Origin of the sequence: Clostridium sp. AM27-31LB (assembly GCF_003480745.1) — a bacterium.
GTDB classification, from domain to species: domain Bacteria; phylum Bacillota; class Clostridia; order Lachnospirales; family Lachnospiraceae; genus Butyribacter; species Butyribacter intestini.
Window position 1 is genome coordinate 1 of record NZ_QUJS01000015.1, and the last position, 19562, is coordinate 19562.

General features: G+C 38.6%; 15 protein-coding genes and 1 pseudogene. 15 read left to right on the forward strand and 1 reads right to left on the reverse strand.

Translation table 11 applies throughout. The features are described 5' to 3' along the window. Nucleotides 1–276: pseudogene (locus DW721_RS16220) on the forward strand (hypothetical protein); the annotation flags it as partial. 272 nt (nucleotides 277–548) lie between these two features. On the opposite strand, the gene DW721_RS15355 reads toward DW721_RS16220, so the two are convergent. Next, a complete protein-coding gene (locus DW721_RS15355) occupies nucleotides 549–1892 on the reverse strand; it encodes a butyryl-CoA:acetate CoA-transferase (RefSeq protein WP_022014972.1) in 1344 nt (447 codons plus the stop codon). Nucleotides 1893–2557: 665 nt separating this feature from the next. Here DW721_RS15355 and DW721_RS15360 point away from each other — a divergent pair. The 14 genes from DW721_RS15360 (at nucleotide 2558) to DW721_RS15425 (ending at nucleotide 19561) form a co-directional block, all read left to right on the forward strand. Beyond that, nucleotides 2558–3742, forward strand: coding sequence for an acetyl-CoA C-acetyltransferase (locus DW721_RS15360; RefSeq protein ID WP_055942412.1), 1185 nt, complete (start codon nucleotides 2558–2560; stop codon nucleotides 3740–3742). A gap of 118 nt (nucleotides 3743–3860) precedes the next feature. Beyond that, a complete protein-coding gene (locus tag DW721_RS15365) occupies nucleotides 3861–4649 on the forward strand; it encodes an enoyl-CoA hydratase-related protein (protein WP_118746254.1) in 789 nt (262 codons plus the stop codon). 146 nt (nucleotides 4650–4795) lie between these two features. Next, nucleotides 4796–5668 carry a 3-hydroxyacyl-CoA dehydrogenase NAD-binding domain-containing protein gene (locus DW721_RS15370; protein WP_022014975.1) on the forward strand — a complete coding sequence of 291 codons (873 nt, stop codon included), beginning with the start codon at nucleotides 4796–4798 and terminating at the stop codon, nucleotides 5666–5668. Between the two features lie 37 nt (nucleotides 5669–5705). Then, complete coding sequence (locus DW721_RS15375; RefSeq protein ID WP_022014976.1) at nucleotides 5706–6875, forward strand: acyl-CoA dehydrogenase; 1170 nt, start codon at nucleotides 5706–5708, stop codon at nucleotides 6873–6875. A gap of 51 nt (nucleotides 6876–6926) precedes the next feature. Beyond that, complete coding sequence (locus DW721_RS15380) at nucleotides 6927–7712, forward strand: electron transfer flavoprotein subunit beta/FixA family protein (protein WP_055942404.1); 786 nt, start codon at nucleotides 6927–6929, stop codon at nucleotides 7710–7712. A 25-nt stretch (nucleotides 7713–7737) separates the two neighbouring features. After that, entirely contained in the window at nucleotides 7738–8781 is a 1044-nt protein-coding gene (locus DW721_RS15385) for an electron transfer flavoprotein subunit alpha/FixB family protein (RefSeq protein ID WP_022014978.1), read from the forward strand. Nucleotides 8782–9274: 493 nt separating this feature from the next. After that, the gene (locus DW721_RS15390) at nucleotides 9275–10777 is read left to right on the forward strand and encodes a 4Fe-4S dicluster domain-containing protein (protein WP_022014979.1); all 1503 of its coding nucleotides are present in this window, start codon (nucleotides 9275–9277) and stop codon (nucleotides 10775–10777) included. A gap of 411 nt (nucleotides 10778–11188) precedes the next feature. Continuing rightward, on the forward strand, nucleotides 11189–12061 hold the full coding sequence (locus DW721_RS15395) for an undecaprenyl-diphosphate phosphatase (protein WP_118746255.1): 873 nt from the start codon (nucleotides 11189–11191) through the stop codon (nucleotides 12059–12061). Nucleotides 12062–12418: 357 nt separating this feature from the next. Further along, nucleotides 12419–13234, forward strand: a complete 816-nt coding sequence (locus DW721_RS15400) for an adaptor protein MecA (RefSeq protein WP_022014981.1) — start codon at nucleotides 12419–12421, stop codon at nucleotides 13232–13234. A gap of 29 nt (nucleotides 13235–13263) precedes the next feature. After that, nucleotides 13264–13878 carry a signal peptidase I gene (gene lepB / locus DW721_RS15405; protein ID WP_118746256.1) on the forward strand — a complete coding sequence of 205 codons (615 nt, stop codon included), beginning with the start codon at nucleotides 13264–13266 and terminating at the stop codon, nucleotides 13876–13878. 216 nt (nucleotides 13879–14094) lie between these two features. After that, nucleotides 14095–15777 (forward strand): hypothetical protein, encoded by a 1683-nt coding sequence (locus DW721_RS15410; protein WP_182436359.1) that lies wholly within the window; start codon nucleotides 14095–14097, stop codon nucleotides 15775–15777. A gap of 139 nt (nucleotides 15778–15916) precedes the next feature. Continuing rightward, nucleotides 15917–16612 carry a BofC C-terminal domain-containing protein gene (locus DW721_RS15415; protein WP_182436360.1) on the forward strand — a complete coding sequence of 232 codons (696 nt, stop codon included), beginning with the start codon at nucleotides 15917–15919 and terminating at the stop codon, nucleotides 16610–16612. Continuing rightward, nucleotides 16569–17888, forward strand: a complete 1320-nt coding sequence (locus tag DW721_RS15420) for an aminoacetone oxidase family FAD-binding enzyme (RefSeq protein ID WP_118746259.1) — start codon at nucleotides 16569–16571, stop codon at nucleotides 17886–17888. The genes DW721_RS15415 and DW721_RS15420 overlap by 44 nt, the downstream gene beginning before the upstream one ends. Further along, nucleotides 17885–19561, forward strand: a complete 1677-nt coding sequence (locus DW721_RS15425; protein ID WP_243036045.1) for an FAD-dependent protein — start codon at nucleotides 17885–17887, stop codon at nucleotides 19559–19561. Before DW721_RS15420 ends, DW721_RS15425 begins: the two co-directional genes overlap by 4 nt. Nucleotide 19562: the final 1 nt, after the last annotated feature.

The following is a 19562-nucleotide window of genomic DNA, read 5'->3' on the forward strand; positions in this document are numbered from 1 at the left end:
CAAAATGTAGAAAAAGAAGCAGTAGAATTAATAAATATGATAACCGGTGCAAATATTGCTGGCAATGAGAAAGACGAGGTGGTTGATGTGTGCAGAGCATGGGAAAATTCATTGAAAAATGCAAAAGATGAGGGACAGCGAGAAGGCAGGATTGCCGGGCAGATTGAAGCGTATATAGATTGTAATATGACGATACCAGAGATTGCAAAGAAAGTGTCGAAGCCGGAAGAATATGTAAGAGAAGTTGTAAAAAAGTTATCAGCAGTATCTCAATGAACAGATAATATATAAGGGTGGGCGTCACAGATTATAATATGAGATAAAAATTGAAAATAATTATACATTGATATTTTTACACAAAAGGTAAGTTGCATATAGATTATAAAATGAATAAAAACTGAAAGTAATAGTACTTAATTTTAATAAAATTCCCAACAGCACGAATATAAAAGTTCGTACTATCGGGAGTTTTTATTTTATTATTTTGATGCAGTCAAGTGGATATTTGCAATCCATACTGATATTTTTTAGTAGTGTTTAATAATAGATTATCTCTTATTGCTCTGTCTCCAGATATGCATCTTTTCTGCTTCTGCGATAAGCTGATCCCTGAAATCAGGATGTGCAACTGAGATAAGAGCCTCAGCTCTCTGCCAAGAAGAAAGTCCCTTGAGGTTTACGATGCCGTACTCAGTTACAAAGTAATTGATGTTTGCACGCGTATCGGTAACGATAGAACCATTTGAAAGAGTAGGTTTGATTCTTGACTGAACAGTGCCGTCTTTGGTTGTGAAAGTAGAAGACATACAGATAAAGCTCTTTCCACCGTTTGAGAGGTAAGCACCGAGTACGAAGTCAAGCTGTCCGCCTGCACCGCTTATGTGTTTTGTTCCGGCACTCTCTGCATTTATCTGTCCGAATAAATCAATATCTACCGCATTGTTTATTGAAATAAAATTGTCAATAGAAGCGATAACTGACATATCGTTTGTGTAGTTTACAGGAGCACTCATGCACTCAGGATTTTCATCTAAGTAGTCGTAAAGTTTCTTTGTTCCTGAACCGAAAGCATATACCTGGCGGCCCTTGTCTCTTGACTTTTTAAGACCTGTTATCTTGCCGGCTTTTGCAATGTCAACAAATGCATCAACATACATTTCAGTATGTACACCGAGGTCTTTAAGGTCTGACTGTGCAATAAGTGAACCTACGGCATTTGGCATACCACCGATACCAAGCTGCAGGCAGGCACCGTCAGGAATTTCATCTACGATATATTTTGCAACAGCTTCATCAACTTCAGTTGTAGGAGCCGGAGCACCTGTCTCAAGAATTGCAGGATTGTCACCCTCGACTATCATGTCAACATTGCTGATGTGGATGCCGTTTTCAAATCCGCCGAGACAGCGAGGCATATTTTTATTAACTTCAACGATAATTATATCTGCAACTTCACAGCAGGCAGCCATATGTGATGCGTTTGGTCCGAAGTTAAAATATCCGTGTGCATCCATAGGAGCAGCCTGGAACATTGCTACACGAGGAGGGGTCTGACTGTTTCTGTAATATCCCGGAAGTTCAGAATATTTGATAGGAGAGTAGAAACAAAAGCCTTTTGCTACTGCTTTTCTCTCGATGCCGCTGCTATGCCAAGAGTTCCATGTAAAATGAGAAGCTGCATCTTCAAGTTTGAAGATTTCAGGCTCTTTCATAAGAATACCGCCGCGGATGTTGATGTCTGAAAGTTCAGGCATACGCTTTGCAAGTGCCTTGTCGAGTGCATCAACAGTGCCGGTGCACCATCCATAATCGATCCAGTCGCCGGATCTTATAACTTTGACTGCTTCATCAGCAGTAGTAAGTTTCTGCTTGTAAATTTCATTAAAATCCATAATCTTCCTCTTTTCTGTGCCACAAGATTGTAGTTGTCCTAATTGCATCATTAACATATGAAATGATTGTTAGCTGCCATTATAGAAAGTATAGGCAGTAACAGTAGTCCGCATCGTGACACTGATGCGGGCATTATATTATGCAGGAATAGAAATAAGATTTGTTCCTTACACAAATTACAGTATAAATTAAATTGAGAAAAATTATACTGTAATGTCTAAAATTTTGCCAACAATAGAATAACACTAATAAAAAAAATTATCAACAAATGAATTGAGGGACAGGCAGCCAGAATTGTAAGAAAATGTAATTAGGCTGTAGTATAAAGTGTAACAGTTCGGTCATTCATTCCTTAGTTTCATAAACCTGCCAGCAAGCTGTCAGTCGCTGCTACGCAGCTTATGTTTATTTCATTTGGAAAATGAAAGGCTATTCAGCTATAAAAAATAAATTAAAAATAAAGTACCTTGAAAAAACTTGCTTAATTTGTCGTTTTGTTATATGATTATCAATGATAGAACCGATTGTATGTGAGAGTTACATAATATGAAAATTGAGTGCATACTTGATTTTCTGATGTATAGGATATATGTGATAGTAGGTCGGTTTCTAAATAAAGCTGATATTGCATCAGTGAAAAACGGACAAGGAGGAACTTATTTTTATGGCAAAGAAAGTAGTTTTAGCAGGCGCTTGTCGTACTGCAATCGGAAAAATGGGTGGAGGATTAAGCACTACTCCGGCACCTGTATTAGGTTCAATCGTTATTAAGGAAGCTCTTAAAAGAGCAAATGTACCTGCAGATCAGGTAGATCATGTATATATGGGATGTGTTATCCAGGCAGGTTTAGGTCAGAATGTTGCACGTCAGGCTTCAATCAAAGCAGGACTTCCTGTTGAGACACCGGCTGTTACAGTAAATGTAGTTTGTGGTTCAGGTCTTAACTGTGTAAATATGGCAGCTCAGATGATTCAGGCAGGAGATGCTGACATCGTTGTTGCAGGTGGTATGGAAAATATGTCTATGGCACCTTATGCTATGATGCAGGGTCGTTTCGGATACCGCATGAACAACGGAAAACTTGTTGATACAATGGTAAACGATGCCCTTTGGGATGCATTCAATCAGTATCATATGATGATTACGGCAGAGAATGTTGCAGATCAGTGGGGACTTACTCGTGAAGAACTCGATGAGTTTGCAGCAAACAGCCAGCAGAAATGTGAAAAGGCTATCGCAGCAGGTGCATTCGATGACGAGATCGTTCCAGTTGAGATTAAGACAAGAAAAGGTGTTACAGTATTCGATAAAGATGAGGGACCACGTCCTGGAACAACTGCTGAGAGCCTTTCAAAACTTAAATGCTGTTCAGGAAAAGAAGGCGGCGTAGTTACAGCAGGTAACGCATCAGGAATCAATGATGGTGCTGCTGCAATCGTTGTTATGAGTGAGGAGAAAGCTAAAGAGCTCGGTGTTACACCAATGGCTACATTCGTTGCCGGAGCACTTGGCGGAGTTGATCCTTCAATCATGGGTGTTGGACCTGTTGCATCTACAAAGAAAGTTCTTGCAAAGACTGGTCTTACAATTGATGACTTTGATGTATATGAAGCAAACGAAGCTTTCGCTGCACAGTCAGTAGCAGTTGGAAAGGATCTTAACTTTGATCTTTCTAAACTTAATCCAAACGGTGGTGCTATTGCACTTGGACATCCGGTTGGAGCTTCAGGATGCCGTATTCTCGTTACACTTCTTCATGAGATGCAGAAGATGGATGCTAAGAGAGGTCTTGCAACACTTTGTATCGGTGGTGGAATGGGCTGCTCAACAGTTGTTGAGAGAGACTAATCCATTTGCCTGTACGGGTGTCACGGATGCCTAAAAAGCATTAAAAATAAATATTGCCGGATATCCTGAGTTTTCGGGATATTCGGATTAATATGTATCTTAAAAAGGAGAAAATATCATGGATTTTATTTTATATGAAGTAAAAGATGCAGTTGCAACTATTACTATCAATCGTCCAAAGGCATTAAATGCTTTAAACAGCCAGGTTCTTGATGAACTTGATGCAACACTTGATGCCATTGACCTTAATACAGTTAGAGCCGTTATCCTTACGGGAGCAGGCGACAAGTCTTTCGTTGCCGGTGCTGACATCGGAGAGATGAGCACACTTACAAAGGCTGAGGGCGAAGCATTCGGTAAAAAAGGAAATGATGTATTCCGCAAACTTGAGACATTACCAATTCCTGTTATTGCAGCAGTAAACGGTTTTGCACTCGGTGGAGGATGCGAGATTTCTATGAGCTGTGATATTCGTATCTGCTCAGAGAATGCAATGTTCGGACAGCCTGAGGTTGGTCTTGGAATTACACCTGGATTTGGTGGAACACAGAGACTTGCCAGAACAGTTGGTGTTGGTATGGCTAAACAGCTTATCTACACAGCAAGAAACATCAAGGCTGATGAAGCTTACAGAATCGGTCTTGTAAATGCAGTATATCCTGCTGAGAAACTTATCCCGGCAGCAGAGAAACTTGCAGCTACAATTGCGAAGAATGCACCTATTGCAGTCCGCAATTGTAAGAAGGCTATCAACGATGGTCTTCAGGTTGATATGGACAAGGCTATCGTTATCGAAGAAAAACTCTTTGGTGACTGCTTTGAGACAGAAGACCAGAAAGCAGGAATGGGAAACTTCCTTGCACCTAAGGATCAGAAAGTTAAGGTTGTTCCATTTAAGAACTGCTAATTTAAAGTATTAAAAAGAAACATGAATATGTAAGAATATGTTTGTGTTTCTGAAAAATGATTTTTAACCGGCTGCAAAGTGGTAGTGCCATATAGCAGCCGGAATATCTGACAAACAGATAAATATAATATTATGGAGGTTATATCATGAAAGTAGGCGTTATTGGTGCTGGTACTATGGGACAGGGCATTGCTAAGGCATTTGCTCAGACAGAAGGTTTTGAAGTAGCTCTTTGCGATATCAAGCAGGAGTGGGCTGAAGGCGGAAAAGAAAAAATCGCTAAAGGTTATGACAGACTTGTTCAGAAAGGAAAGAAGACTCAGGAAGAAGTTGATGCTATCCTTTCAAGAATCACACCGGGCTTAAAAGAGAACCTTTGTGCAGACTGTGATCTTATCGTAGAAGCTGCATTTGAAGATATGCAGGTTAAAAAGACTACATTTGCTGAGTTAGATAAGATTGCTAAACCAGAGTGCATTTTTGCATCAAACACATCAAGCCTTTCTATCACAGAGATCGGCAACGGACTTACACGTCCAATGGTTGGTATGCATTTCTTCAATCCTGCTGACCGTATGAAACTTATCGAAGTTATCGCTGGTGTAAATACACCTGCTGAGACTGTTGACTCTATCAAGAAGATTGCAGAGCAGATTGGAAAGACTCCTGTTCAGGTAAATGAAGCAGCAGGATTCGTAGTAAACCGTATCCTTATCCCAATGATCAACGAAGCAGCATTCATCAAGATGGAAGGTGTTTCTGACATCGCCGGAATCGATGCAGCTATGAAACTTGGTGCAAATCATCCAATGGGACCTTTAGAGTTAGGTGACTTCATCGGTCTTGATATCTGCCTTGCTATCATGGATGTTCTTTACAATGAGACTGGTGACAGCAAGTATCGTGCTTGCCCACTTCTCCGTAAGATGGTTCGTGGTGGAAATCTCGGTGTTAAGAGTGGAAAAGGTTTCTATGTATATAATGCTGATCGTACAAAGACAGCAGTTGATGCACAGTAATTGATTATATAAATTATGAAAGGTGGTAAAGAAAGGCATGGATTTTACATTAAGTAAAAAGCATGAGATGGCGAGACAGCTTTTCAAAGATTTCGCTGAAAATGAAGTTAAACCTGTTGCTCAGGAGACTGATGAGACAGAACATTTTCCAATGGAAACTGTTAAAAAAATGGCAAAGAGTGGTTTCATGGGTATTCCTATTCCAAAGGAGTACGGTGGACAGGGTTGTGATATTTTAACATATATTATGTGTGTAGAGGAACTCGCAAAAGTTTGTGGTACAACAAGTGTTATTGTTTCAGCTCATACATCACTTTGTGCAGATCCTATTCTTACTTATGGTACAGAAGAGCAGAAAAAGAAATACCTTCCAAAGCTTGCAAGTGGAGAGTATATCGGAGCATTTGGTCTTACAGAGCCAGGTGCAGGTACAGATGCTCAGGGTGTTCAGACTAAAGCTGTACTTGACGGAGATGAGTGGGTACTTAATGGTTCTAAGTGCTTCATCACAAACGGTGAGGTTGCTGATGTTTATATCATTATTGCTTATACAGACATCATCGAAGGAAAGAAAGGCAGAAAGATTAAGAAATTCTCTGCATTCATCGTAGAAAAAGGAACACCTGGATTCACATTCGGAACAAAAGAGAAGAAGATGGGTATCCGTGGTTCTTCAACATATGAGCTTATTTTCCAGGATTGCCGTATCCCTAAGGATGCACTTTTAGGACCTCAGGGCAAAGGTTTCCCTATCGCTATGCACACTCTTGATGGTGGACGTATCGGTATCGCAGCTCAGGCACTTGGTCTTGCAGAAGGTGCACTTGACAGAACAATCGAGTACACAAAAGAGAGAAAACAGTTTGGCCGTACTATCGCACAGCAGCAGAATACTCAGTTCCAGCTTGCTGATATGGCTACAAAGGTTGAAGCTGCAAAGAATTTAGTTTACAGAGCAGCACTTAAGAAACAGGAATTTGCTGACGGTGCAAAGGTATCTTACTCAGTAGAAGCTGCTATGGCTAAACTTTGTGCAGCAGAAGTTGCAATGGAAGTTACAACAAAAGCAGTTCAGTTACATGGTGGTTATGGTTACATCAGAGAGTACGATGTTGAGCGTATGATGCGTGATGCTAAGATTACTGAGATCTATGAAGGAACAAGTGAAGTTCAGAGAATGGTTATCTCAGGTGCATTACTTAAATAATATCGTAAATAAAAACATAAACCAAAAAATAAGACAAGGAGTGACAAAGCTGTGAAAATAGTAGTATGTGTAAAACAGGTTCCAGATACTAAAGGCGGAGTTAAATTTAACCCGGACGGTACTTTGGATAGAGGTGCTATGCTTGCAATCATGAACCCTGACGACAAAGCAGGTTTGGAAGCAGCACTTAGAATAAAAGATGAATATGGTGCAGAGGTAACTGTACTTACAATGGGTCTTCCAAAAGCAGAGGAAGTACTTCGTGAAGCAATCGCAATGGGTGCAGACAAGGGTATCCTTGTAACTGACAGAGTTTTAGGTGGTGCTGATACTTGGGCAACATCTACAACAATTGCCGGTGCACTTAGAAATATTGATTATGATCTTATCATCACAGGTCGTCAGGCTATCGACGGTGATACAGCACAGGTTGGTCCTCAGATTTCTGAGCACCTTGACATCCCTGTAATCTCTTATGCTAAAGACATTAAGATTGAGGGAGACAGTGTTGTAGTTGAGCGTCAGTATGATGACAGATATCATGTATTAAAAGCTAAGATGCCTTGCTTAGTTACAGCTCTTTCAGAATTAAATGAGCCTCGTTATATGACTCCAGGCGGAATCTTTGATGCTTACGATGCTGAGATTACAGTATGGGGCAGAAAAGACCTTAAAGATGTTGATGATTCTAATATCGGTCTTGCAGGATCACCTACAAAGATCGCTAAAGCTTCTGATAAAGTTAGAAAGGGAGCAGGCGAGAAGGTTACTCCTGAAGATGCAGATCAGGCAGTTTCATACATCATGGACAAATTAAAAGAGAAACATGTAATCTAAAATTTATAAGGAAGTGGTGACTAAAATGGGTTTAGAAGAATATAAGGGTGTCTATGTCTTTGCACAGCAGGTAGACAACGAATTAAGCGGAATCGCTTTTGAATTGCTTGGAAAAGCAAAAGAACTTGCAAGTGACCTTGGTACAGATGTAACAGCCGTTCTTATCGGTTCTGATGTTAAAGGTCTTACAGATGAATTAGCAGAGTATGGTGCAGACAAGGTTATCGTTGTAGATGATCCTGAGTTAAAAGAGTACAGAACAGAGCCATATGCTCATGCATTATCTTCAGTAATCAACGAGTACAAGCCTGAAATCGTATTAGTTGGTGCAACAGCTATTGGTCGTGATTTAGGACCTCGTGTATCAGCTCGTGTTCAGACAGGTCTTACAGCAGACTGTACTGTACTTGAGATTGGTGATTTCCCAATCAATGCAATTCCTGGACAGGAAGATAAACAGAAGCACAATCAGCTTCTCATGACTCGTCCTGCATTCGGTGGTAACACTATCGCTACTATCGCTTGCCCTGACAATCGTCCACAGATGGCAACAGTTCGTCCTGGTGTTATGCAGAAAATCGAGCCTGTAAAGGGTGCAAAAGCAGAAGTTATCGAGTACAATCCTGGATTTACTCCAAATAACAAATATGTTGAGATCCTTGACATCGTTAAAGATCTTTCAGATACAGTTGATATCATGGATGCAAAAATCCTTGTATCAGGTGGTCGTGGAGTTGGAAGCAAAGAGAACTTTGCAATGCTTCAGGATCTCGCTGATGTAATCGGCGGAACAGTTAGCTGCTCACGTGCAGTAGTAGATAACGGATGGATGCCAAAAGAGTTACAGGTTGGACAGACAGGAAAGACAGTTCGTCCTAATGTTTACTTTGCAATCGGTATTTCAGGTGCTATCCAGCACACAGCAGGTATGGAAGAGTCAGACATCATCGTTGCAATCAACAAAGATGAGACAGCTCCTATCTTCGATGTAGCTGATTATGGTATCGTAGGCGACCTCAACAAGATCGTACCAAAGCTTACAGAAGCTTTAAAAGAGGTTGTAAAATAGACCGAGCTTGTTAAAGCGAGGGATGCTTCTTGACTTTCAGTCAAGAAGAGATAATTTATAATTATATTTTGGTAGTTCTTTAATTCATATATAAAGGCGGCATATCCAAAACCGGATATGCCGCTTTTTTAATTGTTGCATGATTTTTATATTTGAAAACTTATTTTTTATTCCATATCCGTTAGGTATAATGATATTTGTTGTAATAATGTCAAAAACTCAATAGAATTTGTTTATAATAAATTTAAAAAATTCTATTGAGATTTTTTATCTATTATAGTATAATATGTTAGGTTTGTGCGGAAAAAATATGGAAAATGATAACAAATTCAGTATATCTGCATTAGCTTAGTTTTTACAGTGAAAATGTTGTGGCTGAGATTTTTAGAAATTAATAATATACAGGGGAGTTATGTATATTATGTTTGTCAGACTGCAACTTAAAATAAATAGGTTACTATTGGTATTATACAAATATAATAGGAGGATTGCCATGCGTGGAATTGACACACAGACAAAGAAAATCAGGGAACAGGTATTTGAGGAAGTAGCACGTGCTGCTTATAGTACAGGAGATGTAAGCCACGAGTTAGAGGAAATACCATACAAGATAACACCATCAGATGTTCCGCTTTACCGTGAGAGCATTTGGAGAGAAAGAGCTATTGCATCAGAAAGAGTTCGTCTTGCAATGGGACTTTCACTCAGACCATTAGACAGACCGGTACATATAACAGAGGGATTTGCAGAGAGTAATATTTCTGAAAAATATTATGAGCCGCCTCTTATGCAGGTTATTCCATCGGCTTGTGATATGTGTGAGGACAACAAGATTGAAGTCAGCAATATGTGTCACGGTTGTGTAGCACATCCATGTATGGAAGTCTGTCCAAAAGAAGCTATCTCAATGGTTGACGGACACGCATTTGTAGATCAGGACAAATGTATCAAATGTGGCAAATGTATAGCTATATGCCCATACCATGCGATTATCAAGAAAATCAGACCTTGTGCCGAAGCTTGTGGAATTAATGCTATCGAGAGTGATGAGCATGGTCGTGCAAAGATAAATGATGAGAAGTGTGTATCATGTGGTCAGTGTATGGCGAGCTGTCCGTTTGGAGCTATTGCTGATAAATCACAGATATTCCAGATGATCAGAGCTATCCAGCACGGTGATGAAGTTATCGCAGAGATTGCCCCGGCATTTGAGGGTCAGTTTGGAGCTGATGTTACACCTGCACAGGTTATAGCTGCATTAAAAGAATGTGGATTTAAGGATGTTCATGAGGTTGCTCTCGGAGCAGATATCGGTGCAGTATCAGAAGCACATCATTATGTAAAGGAAGTAGTAAATGGAGATCTTCCGTTTCTTCTTACATCATGCTGTCCTGCATGGTCAATGCTTGCTAAGAAGTATTTCCCTGATATTATCGACAGTGTATCTCAGGAGCTTACTCCTATGGTTGCAACTGCGAGAAGTATCAAGAAGAAATATCCAAACTCAAAGGTAGTATTTATAGGACCTTGTGCAGCTAAGAAGCTTGAGGCATCAAGAAGAACTGTGCGAAGTGATGTTGATTTTGTTATTACATTTGAAGAATTAAATGCAATATTTAAAGCAAAGAATATTGATTTTAGCAAATATGATAAGGGTCGTTCAATGCATGAAGCAACAGGAGCAGGGCGTGGATATGCTGTTGCAGGTGGAGTTATCAGTGCAATTGAGCAGTGTATCGAAGAATACTATCCTGGAACAGAAGTCCAGACGGAGCATTGTGAGGGTCTTGCAGACTGTAAGAAGATGCTTCTTCTTGCAAAAGCCGGAAAGAAAGACGGCTGCATGATCGAGGGAATGGGCTGCCCAGGCGGATGTGTAGCAGGTGTTGGAACTATTCTTCCAATCAACAAGGCTAAACTTGCCGTTGCTAAGACTGTTAAAGAGTCTACAACTAAACTTCCGGCAAAAGATTTGCTTGAAATTGAATTACCTTAAGTATAACTTGAGAGTGACAGTTCAGCTATAAAGATAATTGACAGTACTAGAGCTTGCAGACAGATTTATGAATGTAATAAATGAAAGGCTGAATGTAGAATTAGCAAATATTCAAAGCCAGATTGAGAATGTCTGATTTGAATGTTAAAAAGTTATTTAGTTTTTAATTAGGTGACATTATATTGAAATAATTAATACAGTCTGATAATATATATTGTATTGTCAGACTGTATTTTGTTATGCAAGGGTCAAAATGCCTTTTGCTTCGATATAATACAAATTATATATAGAAGATATAGCAGATTTAAGTGGTTTCATAGGTTTTGTTTTCACAATATATTGCAATATAAAAACAGTCTGTTTTATACTTAAAATTTCAAATATGTAAAAATCATAGGATTGGAGAGTGTCATGTTAGAAATTATCAAATCAATTATTTTTGGAATCGTTGAGGGAATTACCGAGTGGCTGCCAATAAGCAGTACGGGGCATATGATTCTACTTGATGAATTTATAAAGATGGATGTATCTGATAAATTCAGAGAGATGTATCTTGTAGTTATCCAGCTTGGAGCAATAATGGCGGTAGTTCTTCTTTTCTGGTGGAGAATATGGCCGTTTTGTAAAGAGGAGAATTTTAAAAAACATTATGTAAAACACAAAGTTGCCGGTTTTTTAGATAATTTTAAGTTTATCAAGCAGGATATATTTATAATGTGGTTTAAGATAGTAGCCGCCTGTGTTCCGGCAATTATTGTTGAAGTTGCATTCGGGGATAATCTGGAAAAATGGTTTTATAATTACAAAACCGTAGCAATAATGCTTATATTGATAGGTATTGTATTTATTATTGTCGAGGAAAAGAACAAGAAAAATATACCTTCAGTTAATAAAATTGGTCAGATCACATATACGACAGCTTTTTGGATAGGAATGTTCCAGCTTGTAGCAGCAGTATTTCCGGGGACATCAAGATCAGGAGCAACTATCATAGGCGGACTTATACTTGGTCTTTCGAGAACAGTAGCGGCAGAGTTTACATTTTATCTTGCGATTCCGGTTATGTTTGGGGCAAGTCTTATAAAAATAATTAAATTTGGACTTGGTTTTTCTGCTCTTGAAGCAGGAATATTGCTTACAGGTATGTTAACGGCATTTATAGTATCACTTTTTGTGATAAAATTCCTCATGGGATATATTAAAAAGCATGATTTCAAAGTATTTGGCTGGTATAGAATTATTTTGGGGGTACTTGTACTCGGATATTTTGCGTTAGCAGGTTAAATAAATCCAGATGTGTGTACATAAGCAAATGATTATGAATAGTATAGAAAAAGTATAAAAAAACTGAGAAAAAATAGTAAAATAGTTGTTTTACAGCTTGACATAATATTTTTAACAATGTACAATATTACTCGATAGTAGGAAACACCTACTACCCTTTTTTCAATTCATACCTAGGCATCCTGTACCCGCAGGATGCCCCCTTTTTTTATATGGAATTTATACAGTAAGGGTATATAACACCAAAACATATGTTTTGGCGTTGCGTCAAAACTTATGTTTTGATGTTGTTGACAAGAACCCGTATAAGCATTATTATATCAGTCAGAGACTTTAACTTTTTAAGGAGGTGTTCGTATGGATTTTCAGAGGATTGATGAAAATACTGTTCAGTGTAGAATGACAGAGGAGGAAATGAATTCATACGGTTTTGCGATAGAGGATTTTTTTACAAATCAGGAAAGGTCAAGAGAGTTTCTTGAGAGTATCGTTGAGATGGCAGAGGAAGAGATTGGCTATGAGATAGAAAGCGGCATGGTGTCTATGCAGCTTATGCGTATGCCGGACAATTCTCTTACTATCACATTTACTGACAGAGGGGAAGATGCCATTCACAATATGCTCAATCAGATACAAAATCTTGCGGGCATACTTGATGAGTCTGGCACACCGGATGTTGTTGTGAACGGTGTGTTAAAGGAAAAAGACGAGTCAGGTGATGAAGAACTGTCAGAAGCAGCCACTGATGAGGTGGAAAATGTGCAGATGGACAAGTTTAAAAATGATAATTCTCTTTCAGAGGATGAGCAAAAGAAAGCGTTTAAACAGCATTTAAAAGATATTGAAAAGCAGAAGAAGGCAAAAGAAAAGCAGGCAGCATCAGCAGCAAAGGTATTTTGCTTCGATACTTTGCATGATATAGAAAGATTTGCCGAGACTTTGAACCTTGACAAAAATATTCCAAGCAAACTTTATAAAGATGTTTCAAATGGAAAATATTATCTGTTTGTTAAAAAAGGTAAACTTAAGTTTGGTGATTATACAAGAGTCTGTCATAAACTTACGGAATATGCAAAGTTATGTTCACAGCAGGCATACATAGAGCAGTATTGCAAGGAACATTTTGAGTGTCTTATTTCTAAAAATGCTCTTAAGGTATTGAAAGAATATTAATAAATAAAGTGGGAGTATTGTAGTATAGCATGAGATATAATTATGATTTAGATGATACATCAGTAAATCCGAGGAAGATAATTACCAGTATCCTTATCACTTTAATTGAGATAGCGATAGTCGTACTTGCAGCTTTTTTGATAGTCCGCTATGGTCTTGAAAGAATGACTATGTCAGGAAATGGCATGGAGCCGACTGTAAAAGATGATGACTCAATTCTTATAAATAAAATGTCGTATAAACTTCATTCCGTAAAAAGAAATGATGTTGTGGTTTTGAGACAGAATGGAAGTGAGCATAATTATTATGTGGTGCAGAGGGTTATCGGTCTGCCGGGGGAAAAGGTCAAGATAACTAACGGTGAAGTCTATATTGATGGAAAAGTTCTTGATGAAAAGTATGATTTTCCGCTTATGAAAAACGGTGGACTTGCACTTGATGAGATAACACTTGACGATGATGAGTATTTTGTGCTCGGAGATAACAGAAATGACTGTGAGGACAGCCGAAATGCCAGCATGGGAAATGTATTAAAGGGTGACATAGTTGGAAAGGCATGGATAAGGACAAATTCATTTGCTTTTATAAATCAGATTGACGGTTTTAAAAAGAGTGATAGTTCGTCATCATCAGAAGTAAAATAATATAAAGTTTTTGCCGCATCAAGGGTGTAACAGGCAGTATAAAATGTCGGTTGTATAGTAGAGCTGCAGTAAAGATTGTGTGTAAGCAACAGAACATATAAAATGTTTATAAAATTTTAGGTGTTTGGCGGCAACGATATAATTGATATGAAAATAAGGGCGTAAATTATAAAGTTTGCGTCCTTTTTTAGAAAATGAAGTATGTGGAGGATGGATATGGATAATTCAATTAAGATAACTATAGGGGTCATAATTATTCTGGTTCTTGTCGTGATAAAAGTGGTATATGACGAGAAAAAGTATATGGAAAAACTTACATCAAGGCTTAAGAGGACATGGGGACAGCCGACGAGAAAGGAATATTCCGAGGTGATATGGAAAAATATAAAATATTATCATGAAAATACGGCAGGAGAGAATGATATTGATGATATTACATGGAATGACCTCGAACTTGACAGAGTTTACGAAAAGATAAATCATACTAGGACATCTGTGGGAGAAGAATATCTCTATGCAATGCTGCACAAACCTTGCACGGACAGTGAGGAGCTTGCAGAAAGAGAGCGTGTTATCGAACTGATGGCAGATAATGAGGAAGAGAGATTAAAACTCCAGATTGCATTTTCACAGATGGGAAAACCTGGGAAAATATCGGTTTACGAATATATGAACAGTGTGAAAGATATAAATGCACCGAACAGATTAAAACATATTTTATCTGGTATTTTGTTCCTCATAAGCGGAGCGTTGTGCTTTGTGTGGCCGTCAGTTATGATAATTGTTTTTGTGGCTGTTGTTGTGCATAATATCTTTTCATATTATAAGGACAAATCATTGATTGAACCTTATATACAGTTATTTGGGTTTATAGTACGCACTGTGGCACAGAGTCGGGATATTGTAGATTTAAAGATAAGTGGTCTTGAAGATTATATGGATAGACTCGATAAAAGTGTAAAGAGTTTCAAAAAGTTTTGTAAACACAGTTCACTTATAGCGGGAGGTCAGATGGGTGGAGACCTTCTCGATTCACTTATGGATTATGTCAGAATGTTGGTACACATAGATATAATAAAGATGTGTACGATGGTATCTGAGGCAAAAAAACTCAATGAGGAATTATTTAATATATATGAGGTGATTGGTTTTCTTGACAGTATGATTTCAATCTGTTCATACAGGGAAAGTCTTGAAAACTGGTGTATTCCTGAGTTTGATAATAAAAATATCGGGATTGGAGCCAAAAATTTATATCATCCGCTTATTGCAAAGCCGGTAAAAAACAGTATCAGTGTTGAAAAATCTGTTCTTCTTACGGGTTCAAATGCTTCGGGTAAATCGACATTTATCAAGACTGTTGCGATAAATGCCATATTTGCACAGACGATAAATACTGTGCTCGCAGACTCATATAAAACCTGTTTTTACTATATATATTCATCAATGGCATTGAGAGATGACCTTGAAAACAGCGAAAGCTATTATATAGTTGAGATAAGGTCGCTCCAGAGAATACTGGATAAAGTAAAGGAAAGCAAAGTTCCGGTACTTTGTTTTATAGACGAAGTCCTAAGAGGCACGAATACACTTGAGAGGATAGCATCATCATCCGAGATACTTGCGTATCTTGCGGGGAAAGGTGCAATGTGTTTTGCAGCAACGCATGATATAGAGCTTACAAATATGCTCAAAAAGTATTATGTTAATTATCATTTTGAGGAGCATGTTGACGAGGAAGATGTTTTGTTTGATTATAGATTGAGAGAGGGTGCGGCGAATACAAGAAATGCCATAAAGCTTTTGAATATGATAGGTTATGATAAGGTTATAACCTATAATGCTGAAAAGCAGGCAAGGGATTTCTTAAAAAACGGACTCTGGAAAGAAACAGAATAATCATCAGATTTATTATATATATGTCTGCGTGGCAATAATATATCGTTGTCTTTGTTTAAATCGAAAACAGAAATGATATTGTATAACTTTATTTGAAATGGAAACACTACACATTAAAAAGAAAGGTGTGGTGTTTTATATGAGCAGAGATTTTAATGGTTCGTATGTGAGAAAAGCAGGACTTATATGTGGATTTTTAATAGTGATAGCTGCATCAAATTTTATAAGTTACAGATCAGCAGTAAAAAAGCTTGAAAAAATGTCGCAGAAGTCGGAAACATATATCACAAGTCAGATGAAAGATTATACGGATGCAAAAGTTAAACAGTATTATAACAAGATTAAGGACAGTAGTGGGTCTGAAAGTGTGACGGCGGGTACTAAAAATACTGATAAACTTACCGTGCAGACGATTTATCAAGTAGAAAAATATGATTCTGCAAAAGATATTTCAAGTGCAGAGTACAGAAATCTTCCTGAAAAACTTGTCGGAATGAACAAAGAACAGGTGGAGGCATACTGCCATGACTATATGAACAATATGTCGGCAGATGAGTTTCTTGCAGGATTGCAAAGTATGGGAGTTGTCAGTTTTTCAAGTGACAGGCTTGTCATAAAGAAGATATATGACCAGACAAAGATAAAGTATAAGTATTATCTTATTGCCATTGACGGTGAAGTTGTTGTATATTATGGAGATAAGAAAACAATTTTTGACTATACGGGGATAAAAACCTCAAGACTTGACAAAAAAGAGAGAAATGCTCTTAAAAAGGGCGTTGAAGTAAAAGATGAAGATGAATTGTACGGCATTTTGGAGAACTATTCATCCTGACAATATTAAGGAAATGGAGATAAAAATGAGGAGTGTTCCGATTTTGATAATAGGCGGTGGAGCAGCGGGGATGATGGCTGCCGCATCAGCAATAGAGCAGGGTGGCAGAGTGATGGTTATTGAAAAGATGGCAATGCTTGGCAAAAAAATCCTTGCCACCGGAAATGGAAGATGTAATTTTACAAATCTAAAACAGCAGCCTGAGTTTTATCACGTGACAGGGAGTGACGATGTCTGGAAACTTCTCAGAAGATTTGATGAGAAAAGAACCATCTCATTTTTTAAGGAAGCAGGAGTTTATCCTGAGGATAAAGACGGATATGTATATCCAATGTCAATGCAGGCTGTTTCACTTAGAAATTGTCTTGGGAGAAAGCTTGATAAAGCTGAGATACACTTCGAGGAGGAAGTAACTGATATAGAGCAAAAGATAAGTGCCACAGGGAAAAATACTGGCTTTATCGTAAAGACAACAAAAGATAAATATCTGGCTAAAAAGATTATCGTGACGGCGGGTGGCATGGCTGCGAAGTGCCACGGGAGTGACGGAAAGTGCTTTAGGATATTAGCAAAGCTTGGACACACGGTAGTTACTCCTGTTCCGGCACTGACATGGTTTAAACTCAAAGAAAAATACACGAAACTCTGGGCAGGTGTGAGAGTAAAAGGCATTATAAAAGCATATGATGAAGATAAAAAGCTGCTTGCACATGACAAAGGCGAATTGCAGCTTGTCGCTTCAGGAATATCCGGAATCCCGGTGTTTCAGGTAAGCAGATATATTTCAAGGGAGCTTGAAATGTCAAAAAGACCATATATCGAGGTTGATTTCCTGCCGGAATTTAGTGCGGAAGAATTGTACGAAGAGCTTTTGAGGAGAAAACGGTGCCATCCAAAGCTTGAAGCTTCATATATACTTGAGGGTATTATGAACAATAAACTTACAGATGCCGTTTTATTAAAATGCGGTATAAGCAATAAGGCTTTGCTAAGCGAACTTACTGACAAACAGTGCCGAAATATAGGTGCGGCAGTAAAGTGTTTTAGGGCAGATGTAAGCGAAACGGCGGGATTTGACAATGCACAGGTAACATCAGGCGGTGTCAGCAGAAGTGAGATAGATTTTGAGGATATGAGTTCAAAAGTCTGTGATGGATTGTATCTTGCCGGTGAGATAGTTGATGTTGACGGTATATGCGGAGGCTACAATCTCCAATGGGCTTGGAGCAGCGGATATATTGCAGGAAAGAGTGCGGCAGGAGGAAAACAGAAGTGATACATATAGGTCAGTTGAAGATACCTGTTGAAAAAGTTATGGCAGAGGCTTCAAAACAGGATTTAAAAAAAGGAATAATATCGGCTGGTGAGACTGCCGTTATAAAGAGGTATATAGAAAAAAAGCTGAAAATAAAGCAGAGTGACATAAAAGAATTTACGGTGCTCAAAAAATCGGTGGATGCGAGAAAAAAAGAACGGATATTTTTTATCTATCAGGTTGATTTTTTTACAGACAATGAAAAAAAGGTCTTGAGCCGTTATAAGAAAAATGATGTGACGATAAAGAGCGAAAAAAAGAAAAACGATACAGCAAAATGTGAAGCTGCGGCAGAAAAAGATACATCTGAAAAGATAGTCATAGCCGGCTTTGGACCGGCAGGACTGTTTGCGGCATATGAACTTGCATTAAGCGGTTACAAGCCACTTGTAATCGAGCGTGGACTTGATGTTGACAGCAGAAAGAAATCAGTTGAGCATTTTTGGAAAACAGGTGAACTTGATACTGAGAGTAATGTGTCATTTGGCGAGGGCGGTGCAGGAACATTTTCGGATGGAAAGTTAAATACTATGGTAAAAGACAAGTTCGGCTATAACCGCAGAGTGCTTGAGACATTTGTAAAATTTGGTGCACCTGCCGAGATACTCTATCTTCAAAAACCGCATATCGGGACAGATAAACTCGCCGATGTTGTGAAAAATATGCGGCTTGAAATAGAAAGACTTGGCGGCGAGGTGAGGTTTGGTGTAAGATTAGACTCATTAAATATAAAAAATACAGGTAATGGTGATAGTAAAAAACTTGAATCTATAAATGTTACTGACAGATTTTTAGGTAAAGCGGAGGTTATAGAATGTGACAGGCTTATACTTGCGATAGGTCACAGTGCAAGAGATACATTTTTAAGCCTTAATGAAAGCGGTGTCATGATGCAGCCAAAATCATTTGCGATAGGTGTCAGGGTTGAACATTCGCAGGAAATGATAGGAAGAAACCAGTACGGCGAACTTTACAAGGCACTTCCTACGGCGGATTATAAACTTACGCACCAGACGAAAGACGGCAGGGGAGTATATTCATTTTGTATGTGTCCCGGAGGCTGTGTCGTAAATGCCTCATCCGAAAAAGGTATGCTTGCCGTAAATGGTATGAGCGATTATCTGAGAGACGGCATAAATGCCAACAGTGCCATCGTCGTGACTGTAGGAGTTGAGGACTTTGACGGCACAGACGCACTTGCAGGAATGAGGTTTCAGAGAAAATGGGAAAAGAAAGCATTTGATGCGGCAGGCGGAAAGATACCGGTTCAACTTTTTGGTGACTTTAAGAAAAATGTTGTAAGTAAAGAGTTTGGTAATGTCAGACCTCAGACAAAGGGTGAGACAGCATTTGCAAATGTGAGGGAAATTCTTCCGGGAGAAGTCGCAGATTCCATTGAGGAGGGAATAACTGCATTTGAAAAGAAGATAAATGGTTACAGCAGGGATGATACATTGCTTTTAGGTATTGAGAGCAGAACATCTTCTCCGGTAAAGATAGTAAGAGACGACACCATGCAGTCTAATATAAAAGGATTGTATCCGTGCGGTGAAGGAGCAGGATATGCAGGCGGTATTACTTCTGCGGCGATGGATGGAATAAAGACAGCAATAAAGATAACAGGAGGAAAATAGC

Coding starts and splice junctions, on each gene's coding strand:
- DW721_RS15355 (WP_022014972.1), bottom strand. CDS start 1,892: ATGGATTTTAATGAAATTTACAAGCAGAAACTTACTACTGCTGATGAA.
- DW721_RS15360 (WP_055942412.1), top strand. CDS start 2,558: ATGGCAAAGAAAGTAGTTTTAGCAGGCGCTTGTCGTACTGCAATCGGA.
- DW721_RS15365 (WP_118746254.1), top strand. CDS start 3,861: ATGGATTTTATTTTATATGAAGTAAAAGATGCAGTTGCAACTATTACT.
- DW721_RS15370 (WP_022014975.1), top strand. CDS start 4,796: ATGAAAGTAGGCGTTATTGGTGCTGGTACTATGGGACAGGGCATTGCT.
- DW721_RS15375 (WP_022014976.1), top strand. CDS start 5,706: ATGGATTTTACATTAAGTAAAAAGCATGAGATGGCGAGACAGCTTTTC.
- DW721_RS15385 (WP_022014978.1), top strand. CDS start 7,738: ATGGGTTTAGAAGAATATAAGGGTGTCTATGTCTTTGCACAGCAGGTA.
- DW721_RS15390 (WP_022014979.1), top strand. CDS start 9,275: ATGCGTGGAATTGACACACAGACAAAGAAAATCAGGGAACAGGTATTT.
- DW721_RS15395 (WP_118746255.1), top strand. CDS start 11,189: ATGTTAGAAATTATCAAATCAATTATTTTTGGAATCGTTGAGGGAATT.
- DW721_RS15400 (WP_022014981.1), top strand. CDS start 12,419: ATGGATTTTCAGAGGATTGATGAAAATACTGTTCAGTGTAGAATGACA.
- lepB (WP_118746256.1), top strand. CDS start 13,264: ATGAGATATAATTATGATTTAGATGATACATCAGTAAATCCGAGGAAG.
- DW721_RS15410 (WP_182436359.1), top strand. CDS start 14,095: ATGGATAATTCAATTAAGATAACTATAGGGGTCATAATTATTCTGGTT.
- DW721_RS15415 (WP_182436360.1), top strand. CDS start 15,917: ATGAGCAGAGATTTTAATGGTTCGTATGTGAGAAAAGCAGGACTTATA.
- DW721_RS15420 (WP_118746259.1), top strand. CDS start 16,569: ATGAAGATGAATTGTACGGCATTTTGGAGAACTATTCATCCTGACAAT.